The organism is Flammeovirga sp. EKP202 (genome assembly GCF_014534745.1).
Lineage (GTDB): Bacteria > Bacteroidota > Bacteroidia > Cytophagales > Flammeovirgaceae > Flammeovirga.
The window spans coordinates 130,561-144,440 of record NZ_JACVVP010000011.1 but is presented as its reverse complement, the minus strand read 5'-3'; the positions used below and the strand labels follow the sequence as shown (position 1 = coordinate 144,440).

General features: G+C 32.8%; 8 protein-coding genes. 5 read left to right on the top strand and 3 right to left on the bottom strand.

Annotation, left to right across the window (positions count from 1 at the left end; all coding sequences use genetic code 11):
- Positions 1-1,094: 1,094 nt before the first annotated feature.
- Positions 1,095-2,996, bottom strand: a complete 1,902-nt coding sequence (locus IC221_RS09255; RefSeq protein WP_188168699.1) for a hypothetical protein — start codon at positions 2,994-2,996, stop codon at positions 1,095-1,097.
- Between the two features lie 882 nt (positions 2,997-3,878).
- Here IC221_RS09255 and IC221_RS09250 point away from each other — a divergent pair.
- Positions 3,879-4,634: a S9 family peptidase gene (locus IC221_RS09250; protein ID WP_188168698.1), complete on the top strand. Its 756-nt coding sequence runs from the start codon at positions 3,879-3,881 to the stop codon at positions 4,632-4,634.
- Between the two features lie 468 nt (positions 4,635-5,102).
- Here IC221_RS09250 and IC221_RS09245 read toward each other — a convergent pair whose 3' ends face one another.
- On the bottom strand, positions 5,103-6,188 hold the full coding sequence (locus IC221_RS09245) for an aldose epimerase family protein (RefSeq protein ID WP_188168697.1): 1,086 nt from the start codon (positions 6,186-6,188) through the stop codon (positions 5,103-5,105).
- Between the two features lie 383 nt (positions 6,189-6,571).
- Here IC221_RS09245 and IC221_RS09240 point away from each other — a divergent pair, with 383 nt between their 5' ends.
- Positions 6,572-7,375 (top strand): SDR family NAD(P)-dependent oxidoreductase, encoded by an 804-nt coding sequence (locus IC221_RS09240; protein ID WP_188168696.1) that lies wholly within the window; start codon positions 6,572-6,574, stop codon positions 7,373-7,375.
- 20 nt (positions 7,376-7,395) lie between these two features.
- Positions 7,396-7,971 (top strand): Crp/Fnr family transcriptional regulator, encoded by a 576-nt coding sequence (locus IC221_RS09235; protein WP_188168695.1) that lies wholly within the window; start codon positions 7,396-7,398, stop codon positions 7,969-7,971.
- A 93-nt stretch (positions 7,972-8,064) separates the two neighbouring features.
- Here the strand turns inward: IC221_RS09235 and IC221_RS09230 are convergent, their stop codons facing one another.
- Positions 8,065-9,864 carry a long-chain fatty acid--CoA ligase gene (locus IC221_RS09230; RefSeq protein WP_188168694.1) on the bottom strand — a complete coding sequence of 600 codons (1,800 nt, stop codon included), beginning with the start codon at positions 9,862-9,864 and terminating at the stop codon, positions 8,065-8,067.
- A 223-nt stretch (positions 9,865-10,087) separates the two neighbouring features.
- Here IC221_RS09230 and IC221_RS09225 point away from each other — a divergent pair, with 223 nt between their 5' ends.
- Together IC221_RS09225 and IC221_RS09220 are read left to right on the top strand one after the other, a co-directional pair.
- A complete protein-coding gene (locus IC221_RS09225) occupies positions 10,088-10,687 on the top strand; it encodes an outer membrane beta-barrel protein (protein WP_188168693.1) in 600 nt (199 codons plus the stop codon).
- A gap of 13 nt (positions 10,688-10,700) precedes the next feature.
- Positions 10,701-13,181 (top strand): M1 family aminopeptidase, encoded by a 2,481-nt coding sequence (locus IC221_RS09220; RefSeq protein WP_188168692.1) that lies wholly within the window; start codon positions 10,701-10,703, stop codon positions 13,179-13,181.
- Positions 13,182-13,880: the final 699 nt, after the last annotated feature.

The following is a 13,880-nucleotide window of genomic DNA, read 5'->3' as shown; positions in this document are numbered from 1 at the left end:
ATATTGTAAAAAATATCTTTGTAATAATTCATAAAAAGATGATATACACTACCTACGATATCTTTCTATCCTTAATGAAATACTAAAACACCAATGTAATTTTCAGAGGATGTTATACTTGGTAACATAAGGATTTCAATGGTGAAACAATCACTACAGAATGATCACCTTTATATCTCAAGTCTTTTCTTTTAAAAAAGTAAGTTTGTTCAATAAAATATAAAATTGGAAGATTTGGATGAGGCTGATATGACTAGTACTTGTCGATAAATCTGTTCCTACTTTGTTTGAATTAAAGTGAAACTACTGGGCAAAAAATCAATTTTAAGACTGATTTTCTAATCACTTTTATTTTCCGATTCGCACTGTTTTTATTAAGTAGTACAGTTATCATGATACTCACTATTCTACTCCCATTTTCATACATTACCTAGTTGATTAAAAAAAATTCAGCAAACTTTTTCACTGATTCTATTCATAAAGGTATTTTGTATAAGTAATCAATTTCATCTAAATTCCATTTTTTGCAATAAACATTACAATCGTAATTTTCGCAAATTTACTATCATTTAATTGAACCAAAACCTTACCAATATACCTTTATCTTGTTTTTCATGTGACAAATCAACTAGAAATCCATTTTTTCAACCCTTTCTTTTAAAACTCTTTTTATGAATATTAATTACGTTGTAAACTAAATTATCGTCAACTTTCAATCGACCTTTCTACAAGCATTTATTGGAACTACTTTCAAACTTCCTTCTTCTTCATTTTTGTCTTAACACAAAAACGAAGCAAAAAAGTCAAGGCTTTGAAGTCAAAAGCTAAATTCCATTCCTTTCGCCTAAATGATTCTAAACTCGCTGCACTCAAACAGCAAAATCATTTTTAACGGCTCAATACATGAAATTCTTAACGCTTTTCCCTTCAAGGCCGGAGGAGAATACTACCAAACTAAAATGGTAGAAAGCTCACTGGCGCGAATGTTAAGCGTTAGCGTCATTTGTGTCCTTCAGATCATCAGAAATCTCCTGATTTCTGAACATCATAAATAATAAAAATTTAGTTTACAATGCATTAATGATAATTCTAACTTAAATATCGTCCTCATCCAATGTGCTTTCACCCTCTAATAAAACGTCATTCATTGGATCGATAATAGTGGATATCCCCATATTTTTTTGCACATTTTCTTCCATTTCCAACCAAACTTTAAATTGGAAGCTATCTAAAATTGTCCTAATGGTTTCTTTATATTTTTTATCTATTTTTTTACAGTTTGAAAGAAATTTTTGAGGTGTGTCACCATAAACATATAGGGCATTCATCTTCTCAATATATCTTTTTTGAAGTGCATTTCTCCATATCTTTTGATTTGCTTCTGACACAATAAAACGTCGATACATTTGTTTTATCTCAAAATCCAAAACAATATTCTGATAATAAAGACCAATTTTTTCATCCAAATTGGTAAAACTATAGGTCATCCAATCTATCTTCTCAGCATTGCTTTTGATTACTTTTGGAGTGGTATATTTCATTATCTCCTTTGCTCCTCTTTTCAATTCCACACTTACTTCTCCTTCTTGATGAGAAGCGTAAAAAGCATGTATTCCAGCAGGTGCTTCTCCCAACAATTTTCCATTACAATATACCTCACCTGGCTCTCTTAAGATCGTCAATACTTCAATCCGATCTTCCTGTTCTTCTTTGTTTAAATAGTGGACAGTATACTTTACCTCAGGTCTTGTTTTAGAAATGTGTTTTGAAGAAGTTGCTTTATAAGATGTCATTAATAATTCTCTATTTATGCCTTGATCTTCCTCATCTAACCACATTTTTTTATAGTGTCTTAATAACATCCCATAGCCAAATCCATGGTGTGCTTCAGGAGCAATGTGTGAGCCATCATCAAAATAATTCCATGACATCAAATTGATCATTGCGGCATCATTGTCCACAGCAGATTGGAGCAAATTCCTATACGTATGCGTAAGCTTTAAGTCTTGACCTGTAACGTATACATCATTTAAAGTTAGACCTTTAGATACTTCAGAGTTCTCCTGCACTAACTGATCATTTTTCTTCAATCTCATTTGAGAACTTAAGTGATCAGGAAATACATTTTGAATGAAAGGTTTGTTATTTGATTTACAAAGGTTCTTCAAAGCATTCACGTTTTCTTCTGAAGCCATAGATTGTTTACTCTGTGAAATAGCGGGGAACAGTTTCAAAACTTCCTCATTAAAACGTTGATTAGCGGGATATTTCGTTTCAAAGACATAGGTGAGTTTTGTATTGAGGGACGAAGATATACTTTTTAGAGTGGTATGAATCTCCTTAATCATCTCAGGATGATCTGTCAATTCCTTTTCCTTTGCCACCCTTGTTTTATCCAAAACATGAAGCGGAGACTTCGTAAAAACTACAATTTTATTATCACTACTTCTTAACCACTTATCAGAATATTTCGTTTTTTGGAAAATTTCCTTCAATCGATTTTGTAAAACATCATACATCAGATCTTCAGACATTGACGCTGGATCTCTCTTCAAAATTAATTCAATTGAAAATGTAAAATCAAGCTTTCTATTGACTGCTGAGGTGACGTAATAAGTAATGTTTTTAATTGCACGATCCATATATGACTGATCTGCATCAATCACAAGAGGAAACTTAAAACCATCAATCCCCATTTCCTTTGCTACTTTTATTTCGTAAGCTACTGCATCATCAGGCGTCATCGGGTTCACCATAAAAGTAATATTAGGCTGTTGGGTTCTATATCGCCCATTAAGGTGACTTTCTTTACTTCCAAAAAGCGTCTCATATCTCATTTTTTGGAGATTTCCCGATTCAGTACTGAAGCTCAAAAGTGGATTATTTAGAGCTAAAACTAACTTTTGATTAAGAAAAGATTGTGAATCTTGTGCTGTAATTTGATAAAGAGGAAGGGTAGTTAAAAGTAATAATACTAAAGTGTAAATAATCTTCATTTCAATTCGATTTGTAATAGTGTATTTCATTTCTTCATTAAATACTATTCGACTATGCTACTAAAATCAAGAAAAGGAATTGTATTTGGTCTTTTCAATTTTGATATCTCAATCAAACAATAAAGGGTGTGAGTTTTTAACTTCTATTTTAATACAGAAGCTTACTGTTGTTGAAGTGGTTAAATACAATTTTAAATTCAGATATATAATAGGACAATCGATAGTTTGATCTCAGATGATGTTGATAGCTATAACTTTGAGTAAAGAGCTTTTCAAATTTTCTTAAGAGTAAATAAAAAGTGAGCATTCTTCAAAGCCCATTTTAAATTATAGGAATCAAAACCAACTCTATCAGATAGGGATAACTTCTGATAAATGATTTTTAGATAATAATACAACCCTAGTGTGTTTTTTTGTGTTTGTCATATTGGTTAGTGTTTAAATTAAGAATGAACGGAATCACAATTTGGAGCTTTTAAATAAGAGGATTTAACCTTCAAAAAAAATATAGATTCTAGACTTGCTCCACTAAAATTAATAACTTGCTAAAGTCACAACAATCTAATCAATTTATTGTAATATTTCAAGGATTAGGTTTTCCTTTCTCAAAAATATACAGACAAAGAATTCTACTTTTATTCCTAAAGATTTTTTAAATAAAAACACTATACTACTTCTTTTGCAACAGATGTATTCTATAACATAGAGAAAACGATTTGCATAGAATTTGACCTTCTAACCCCATTAAAACGTTCCTTATTGAAGTCAGCTTTAATTATAGATACAGGTTTTTATTTCACAATTCAATAAGTATTAATTAACCGTATTTTTTATATTACTATATTGAATTCCACTAATAGAAACCCAAAATAATATACCTACATGCAATCCATTGATCTTAAAATTAGAAATAGTAGAGGAATAGAATTAGCTTCCAAACTGGAGCTTCCTGAAGCAACTACAACTTATGCAATATTTGCACACTGCTTTACTTGTTCAAAAAATTTGAATGCAGTGATCAACATTGCAAAAGCATTAAACGCTATGGGAGTAGCAGTTTTGCGATTTGATTTTACTGGATTAGGTCAAAGTGCAGGTGAATTTAGTGAAACCGATTTTAGTTCGAATGTACAAGACTTGATAGATGTTGCTGAATATTTATCCAAAGAATATAAAGCACCCAAACTTATGATTGGACACTCTCTTGGTGGTGCTGCAGCTATCTATGCAGGTAAACAAATTGTCTCGATTGAAGCCATTGCTACCATTGGAGCCCCTTCCGCTCCACACCATGTTCAGCATCTTTTTAAGCAAAGTATTGATGAAATTAAAGAAAAAGGTAAGGCTTTAGTAGAGTTAGGAGGTAGACCATTTACGATCTCAAAACAATTCATTGATGATATTTCTTCTACAGATATGGAAAAACTAATGGCTACATTAAGAAAACCCATCCTAATTACTCATTCACCACAAGACACTACAGTCGAAATCAAAAATGCTGCAGAGATTTATGGTTTTGCACACCATCCTAAAAGTTTTATTTCATTAGATGGAGCTGATCATTTATTGACTAAAAATAAATATTCTTTATATGTTGGAAGAATGATCGCTCAATGGGTTTCAATTTATATCGAATAGAAACATCCATTTTCATCCAACCAATAAAATTTGAAAGGGAAACTATAATATTATTGTTTCCTGATTACTACTTTTTTAATATGGTATACAATGTAAACTAAATTTTCGTCAACTTTCAATCAACCTTTCTACAAGTAATTATAGGATCAACTTTCAAACTTCCTTCTTCTTCATTTTTCCATTGATGAAAAACGAAGCAAAAAATCTAGGCTTAGAAGTCAAAAGCTAAATTTCATTCCTCTCGCCTAAATGATTTTAAACTCGCTGCGCTCAAACAGCAAAATCATTCTTAACGGCTCACTTCATGAAATTCTTAACGCTTTTCCCTTCAAGGCCGAAGGAAGTACTACTTAACGAATTGAGTAGAAAGACCACTGGTGCGAATGTTAAGCGATAGCGTCATTCGTGTCCTTCAGATCATTAGAAATCTCCTGATTTCTAAATACCATAAATATTCGAAAATTTAGTTTACAATGTACTTACTTTATAGATCGTAGAATGCTTGTACTCTTCTCCAACTTCCAAAACAACACTTGGAAAATTGGAATGATGAGGTGAGTTTGGATAGAATTGAGCTTCAAAACAAATGGATTCCCTTGCTTTAAAAGCTTTACCGTCATCACTTCTATCTTTTCCCGAAAGGAAGTTAGCCGTATAAATTTGAGCGGCGGGTAAGGTTGTTTTCATTTCCATTTTAATTCCAGACTGAGGGTCAATAGCAGTAATAAATGGTATGTCGTTATTCTTTTTAATAAAATTATGGTCTAATCCATTCGCTAGGTTGATCTGTTCATTCCGACTTTCAATGACCTCTCTTACTGATTTCAAGCTTCTAAAATCAAAAACAGAATAATCAACTGCTCTAATCTCACCAGTGGGTAATCCTCCTTTCTTTAATGGAGTGAATCGATCTGCGTTCACCATTAACTGAAGATCGAGTACAGATCCATTCCCTGCCCCTTTCAAATTAAAAAAGGCATGATTGGAAAGATTTAAAACCGTTTTTTTGTCGGTAGTCGCAAAGTAGTTGATCACTAATTCATTTTCATCCGTCAGCTTATATTCAACCGAAACTTTAAGGTTTCCAGGAAAGCCTCCTTCATTATCCTTAAACTCGTAACCTAATTTTACTTTATTACTAGTTACATTCTCCAACTTCCAGAATTTATCATGACAACCTGATTTCCCGCCATGCAAGATATACTCATCACTGGTAAGGTTAATTTTGTTTCCATCCAATTCAAAATTTTGTAAACGATTGGCATACCTGCCTATAATCGCTCCATAATAAGGAGCTCCTGCTTTTTGATATTGCTGCAAAGTAGAAAAACCTAATACTATATTCCTTAAGCTATCCATTTTATCTTTCACATACCAAGCTGCTATTCTTGCCCCGTAGTTAGTGATGTCAACTCTACTACCATTCTTATTTTGTAAAGTTATGATCTCAAAAGTGGTGTTTTCTGATCTTCTTTTTTCTTCTTTTTGATCGTTGGCTACTCCACTGCAACTCATCAAAAATAATAATGAAATGACCAATAGTTTTCTTAGCATAACCCTAGTTTTAAATAATAAATGAGTATTGCTTAAAACTAGCTTTTACAGCAACAACTTAAAGGTGAGGAATCTAATGGAATAAAGAGGGATTTTTCTAAATTCAACCTTTCTGTTTCTATTACAAAAAAATGCCCCCTCTATAATTGTATTTTCAAGTAGGGTTATGATTCTACTTTTAAAGTATTTAGATTTAAAACAATTTCAATGACAAATTGTAATTAGGCTAAGATGAAGTTTCTGATTTGGTGAAAACACTCGATACAAAATATGAAATAATAAGATTATTGATAGGAAAAAATCATTTTCAACCTGACTCCAATGGAAATTTTTCATGCCTTAAATTCAACTCCCAAACTCACTTATAATAGAAAACCTTAAAAATGAAGTACTACAACAACAAAAACATCTTTATTACTGGCGGAACAAGTGGTATCGGTTTAGAAATGGGAAAACAGCTCTCTTCATTTGGGGCAAATATTGTACTCTTTGGCCGAAAGAATTTAGAGGAGACCTGCGAAATTGTTCAAAGTAAAAGAGTAGATAACAGTGTCCATTCCATCTTAATGGAAACGACCGACTTATCCTCTGTTCAGTATGGTTTTGGTGAAGGGGTAAAAGCCATTGGAACTCCTCACATTGTAATTCACTCTGCAGGTATAGGCAGGTGTGTACCTTTTATAGATTTTCCAAAGGAGGATTTCGAACAAGTTATCAATGTCAATGTTTTTGGTTCTCGTAATGTCGCAGAAGTCTCTTTCGAATACCTTAAGAAGACCAAAGGACAACTTATGTTTATTGTTTCACTGGCAGGTATTGTTACAAATTACGGTTACTCAGCCTATTCTAGTTCTAAATACGCTACGCTAGGCTTAGCTGGTGTATTGAGGAGCGAATGGAAGCCTTTTGGGATTCATATCACTGCGGCATGCCCTCCAGAAATTGATACGCCATTGGTAGAAATGGAAAAGAAAGAGTCTCCTAAAGTATCAAAAATCCTGAAGAATTTCGCGGGGAATTTACCTTTAGATTATGCTTGTAGATCTATGCTAAAAGGGCTTTCGAAGCAAAAATATATTGTAATTCCGGGTTTTAAAGCTAAGTTTGTAAATATCACACAACATCTTGTACCAAAACTTAATTACCTTATCAGTGATTTTATCATATCACGTTATATCAAAAGCTAAATTCATTTCTAATTTTTATTATGCTACAACAACTCATAGAAGAACTCAATTGTATTTCTAAATTAACTGACAAAGAACAAAAACTGATCAAAAACCTTATTGCAGTAAAACATTTAGACGAAGGAGATTATTGGTATTATGAAGGAAAGGAAACTGATCAAGTTGCTTTTGTTGCTAAAGGATATTTAAGAAAATACTATATGGTTGAGGAGGAAGAAATAACGGAATGTTTCTATTTCGAAGGTTCATTTACAGGAGATCTCCCCTCTATAATTTCTCAAGTTCCATGCAAATCATTTAATGTTGCTATGGAGTCCACTACATTATTGACGCTTTCTTATCAAGAACTCAACGAATTGGCAAGACAGTCGATCAACATTGAAAGATTACTTCGAAAAGTAACTGAGCAAAGTTTTGTAATGTATCATGAAAAAGTGACGTCTTTTTTGTTACAATCACCCCGTGAAAGGTTTGAAAATTTATTCCTAAAAAAACCAATTGTTTTTAAAAAAGCATCTGCAAACCATATTGCATCCTATTTAGGTATCACTCCTCAGCATTTTTCAAGATTAAGAAGTATCTATCTAAAACATTAAATTGAAAGACTTTATGAAAGAAATGAACCTAAATTCATAAAAAAACCACTACCTAAAATCAGATAGTGGCTTGATTTGAAATGCATTGCAAATTTACTTTGTGTACATTGCTGCAATTTCACTTTTATAGTTTTCATTGATCACCTTTCTCTTTAATTTTAAAGTAGGTGTCATTTCTCCTTTATCTTGAGAAAACTCTTGAGAAAGAAGTGTAAAACGTTTTACTTTTTCAAAAGGAGCCAAATCGTGTTGTTGTGCTTCTACTCTCTTTTCGATCAACTTTTGGATGTCGTGATGATTCACTAATTCCTCTCTTGAACTGTAAGTGATCCCATTTTCACTAGCAAACTCCTTAAGGTTTTCGTATGTAGGAACAATCAAAGCTGAAACGAAGTTTTTACCATCCGCAATCACAGCAATTTGCTCTATGAAGTGATCTTTACCGATCTTTCCTTCTACCACTTGAGGTGCAATGTATTTACCATTTGACGTTTTCATTAGTTCCTTGATTCTATCAGTGATCATCAAGTTACCATCTTCATCAAATTTACCAGCATCACCGGTTTTAAAATAACCATCCTCAGTAAATACTTTCGCAGTTTCTTCAGGCTTATTGTAGTACCCTTTCATTACTACATCACCTTTTACTAAGATCTCGTCATTTTCTCCAATTTTCACATCAACATTTGGCATTTTTGTACCAATAGTATTTGGATTGAAAGCACGATCAATGTACCATGCAGTTACAGTGGCTGCTGTCTCAGTAAGACCATAGCCTAATACCACAGGAATACCAATAGCATGGAAGAACTCACCAATTTCTGGATCAAGTTTAGCACCTCCGGCTGGCATAAACTTAATGTTTCCACCCATCAATTTCTGGAATTTACTAAACACCAATTTGTTAGCAATCTTATGTTGGAATTTCAAAAATCCTGATGGAGTTTCATTATTTAGTTTGTGGTGGAATACTTCTTTACCTACTCCAATTGCCCAATGGAACAATTTCTGTCTTGAAGGAGCCGCCTTTGCTACTTTCTCGTGAATTGTAGAATAAATCTTCTCATAAAAACGAGGAACTGCACACATCACATTTGGTTTTACTTCCACTAATGCCTCTTTGATCAGCTTAGTATCTTCCAAATAGTTATTGACACCCCCTTTATATAAAACATAAGTTGACCATGCTCTCTCAAATACGTGAGATAATGGAAGGAAACTTAAGTTGATATCTTTATCAGTAAATTCAATGAACTCATCATGAGCATCAAATTGCTTACCGAAGTTATGATAATCCATCATTACACCTTTAGGCTCACCTGTAGTACCTGAAGTGTAAATCAAGGTCATCAAATCAGTCAATGATGCCTCATCTACTCTTTTTAATAATTCTTCTTCTTGTGACTTTTCTCCTTTCTCGATAAAGTCATCCCAAAGAATACCTAATTTATGTCCTCTTCTATGAATGCTAGGCTTCATTGCTACGATCCACTCCAATGACGGGCATTCCGCTGCAATTTCTGCTGCATTATCATATTGTTCTTGATCACCAACAAATAGTACTTTTATGCTCGCATCATTGATGATATAAGCGGCTTGTTTTGAAGTACTTGTTGCGTAAATTGATACACTTACCGCTCTAATTTGTTGAGAAGCAAAGTCAGCAATGGTCCAATTAGGCATGTTTTGAGCGTAAATACCTATTTTGTCTTGGACACCCACACCTGATGACAATAGACTTAATGATATCTTATTTATTTCAGCTGAAAAATCATTCCATGAAATGCTCTCCCAGATGGCATCCGCTACACGAAATCTTACAGCATCTCTGCTTTTATACTTATCAGCTTGTTTGCGAATTTTATGTACTAAATGTACTGTCTCTTTTGTCATGTGTGTGTTTGTAAAAAATATAATTATTTAAGTAATGAATTCTAATCAATTCATCCGACACCTACCTAAACAAGCTTCGCTTAGGTTTTGTGACAAAATCAAGAAATAATATTCTGAATAAAATTAAATAGTATTATTTTAAGAAAATTTATTGTTTTAGGATTATTTATTTTACCTTTGTCAAAACTATTTGCTGAATGCTTAAATAAGCCTAATTTTAAATATGAACCGTAAATTCTTAATTCTACTAACAATTGGGGTTTTGACTTTTTTCGCTAATTGCACAATCGCCCAAGAAAATAAATTTCTTTTTTCTTACAGCAATTCACAAGGTGTAAGTGATTTAAGATACCTCGAATTGAATGGATTTCAGTTGGAATGGCAATATCGTTTCAAGAAAATACCTCTTTCAGCAGGTCTTTCAGTGGGTTATCATTACTCAAAAGACAAGGAAATCGTAGAAATTCCCGTGCTTTATGGTGTTAACAACCAACAAATGACAAATGTTAAATCCGTTCCGATTTTAGCACATATTAAATATTCCTTTTTTGAAAGTAAATATTTGAAACCGTATGTAGGAATTGGTTTTGGTATGTATCATCAAGCACATGGTATAGTCATCAATACTTTTGATTATCCTGGGAAGATTATTACCAAAGACTTTACGGATTGGCACTTTGGTTTTGCTCCTGAAGTGGGTATTACAACTGATCTTTTTCCCAGCATCGGAACTTTTATCAGTTTAAAATATAATTGCATTGGTAGTGATAATAAACATCTAAATTATAACAATGTATCTTTTAACTTTGGGATTATTTTTTAACTAAAATATTCATATGAAGAAACTATACATTATTCTAGGCTTATTTTTAATGTTTTACTCATGTCAATCTCCAGAAGACTTACCCCTTAAATCAGGAGTTTCTCAACAACTAGCACAACAGCGATTCAATACTATTACAAATGTAGAATATGATTTACATCTTGTATTACCCGACTCTCCCATCAAAAGAATTCAATCTACATTACATTTAAGATTTAACGTTAACAGCAATTCTGAACCTATCGTTTTAGATTTCAGATCAGATTCTACACGAATTACCAACCTCATTGTCAATAATCAGCCCTCAAAGCATTACTATAAACAGGAACATATTATTATCCCAACTGATCATCTGAAGAAAGGTGAAAATAGTATATCCTTTCATTTTATAGCCGGTGATCAATCACTTAACAGAAAAGAAAATTATATGTATACGCTTCTTGTTCCGGATAGGGCAAGAACGTTATTTCCATGTTTTGATCAGCCAGATATCAAAGCAAAGTATATCTTAAGTTTGGATATGCCCGAAAGTTGGGATGCCATTGCAGGGGAGTATGGTGTAACGAAACCAACTGAGAAAGGACGAAAAGTCATCACTTTTGGTCAAACGGAACCCATCTCTAGTTATTTATTTTCATTTGTGGCTGGAGAATTTAAGCGTATTGAAAAATCGGTGGGTGGTAGAAAATATGCCATGCTTCATTTGGAAGAAGCGGATAAGATACAAGCTAATCAAGATCAAATTTTTGAATTGCATGCGAATGCGGTTCAATGGATGGAAAATTATACGTCTATTTCACTCCCTTTTAACAAACTGGACTTTGCATTAATTCCTCCATTTCAATACGGAGGAATGGAACATGTAGGTGCGATCCAATACCGAGCCTCTTCATTGATTTTAGATGAAAATGCAGGCCCTTCAGAAAAACTACGCAGAGCTCAGCTTATCGCTCATGAAGTAGCCCATATGTGGTTTGGTGATTTGGTGACTATGAAATGGTTTGATGATGTGTGGTTAAAAGAAGTTTTCGCCAACTTTATCGCAGCAAAAGCAATCACCCCTTCCTACCCTGAAATTGATCATAATTTACAATTCTTCCTTTCTCATCAATACAGAGCCTATGAGATTGACAGAACTGCAGGTAATCACCCTATTCAGCAAGAACTTGAAAATCTAAATTTAGCCGGAACTCTTTATGGCGCTATTATATACTGTAAAGCGCCTGTTGTAATGGCTCAAATTGAACTGCTAGTAGGTGAAGAAAACCTTAAAAAATCATTACAGATTTATCTAGAAAAATATGCCTACAACAATGCTACTTTTGATGATTTAATTGAGGTCATTTCTACTACTTCAAATGTAGACCTAAAAGATTGGGCAAATCTTTGGGTAAAAAATGAAGGAATGCCACATTATATTCTTGAAAGAAAAAAAGAAGAACTCTTGATCACTACTCAAGATTTTAAGAAATCTCAAAAGGTAGTCATTGGCGGTAATGAAGTTTTATTAGATCAAGAGAAAGTCAAATTAGAACTCCCTAAAGGAAGTTTCCCATTAGATCAAAGTGGTAAAAATTATGGTTACTTTGAGTTAAGTATTGGGTTGATAAATGAAATAAAAAGTCAAATCCATCAATATTCACCTTTAGAAAAAGCGATTGCTTATAGCACACTTTGGGAAAACTTTTTAAGAGACAACCTTTATTTAGACGGATACATCAACTTCATTTGGGAAAGAATGATTTTGGAAGAAAACCTGCTTCTAAAAAAACAATTGTTAGGTCAGTTCGATGAGTTGTATTGGTATTATATTACAGAAGCGGAACGAAAAAACATCGGTAAAGCTTACTTTCATTTCCTTGAAAAACAGATTAAAGAAAGTAACGAAAAAGCACTGCAATCATTCTACTTTAATGTAATCAAGATCTTACAACATCAAGAGGAGCAATTCGACTACTTGAATACCTTTTTAACTTCAAAAAATACGACTCCAACACTCAATGACAGAGAGAGAATTAATCTTTTAATGAAATTACGCTTGGAAAATCATCATCAATCTGAGGTTGCCATAGAGGCTGTAAAGTCTGCATTAAGTTCTAATTATTATAAAGAATATTTAGACTTTATCTCCCCTGCAAGCAACAATAATGAAATTGAAAAAGATGCCTTTTTTGAAGGATTAAAGGAAGTTGGAAATAGATCAAATGAGCCTTGGGTTGAAAGTGCACTAAGTCTTTTAAATCATCCTTTGAATGCCAAACATTCGTTGAAATACGTGAGACCAACATTAGAACTATTACCTGAGATTCAAAAAACCGGAGACATTTTCTTTCCTTATAATTATTTGAAAAGTACTATTGGCAAACGTAAAGAGCAACAAACCATTGATTGGGTCAATAGCTATTTGGAGAAAAATAACATTGATATAAAACTTAAAAATAAGATTTTACAGAACTTAGATCCAGTAATTAGAAGGCAGTCTGTTGCTGAATAATAAGTTTTTCAGATTTTCCTTCGTCAATTAATAGGCGAAGGATTTTTTTTATACACTAAAGGTTAAGCATTGACTGGCTTTGGTATTTCCATTTTTCTAGAGATCAAAAGCCACTTTTATTTTCGTGATTTTTGATTTTGTAGTACTGATTAACATTGCAGTTTTCAATAGAAATGACATAGTATAATATTGCAAGCTCTATTTTCGATATTTTACCCACTAGAATTGCTTATAACCCATTAACTACATTGTAAACTTTCTACAAATATTTATAGGATCTACTTTCAAACTTCCTTCTTTTTCATTTTTGTCTAAACACAAAAACGAAGCAAAAAATTCAAGGCTTAGAAGTCAAAAACTAAATTCCATTCCTTTCGCCTATTGAAAGGATAACTCCATCAAAACTTCATCGTTTTAAGATGCTCAGACAGCAAAATCATTTTGAACGGTACTATTCATTAAAGTCTTCACGCTTTTCCCTTAAAGGCCGAGGGAAGTACTATCAAATTAAAATGGTAGAAAGCTCAATGGCGCGAATGTTAAGCGTTAACGTCATTCGTGTCCTTCAGATCATCAGAAATCTCCTGATTTCTAAATATTCAAAAACTTAGTTTAAAATACATTAATAAAGAGTTGATAATAATTTTGTTTACTACACCGTATTTGTTCATCATTTCCGAAAATGTATATAGTATTTAT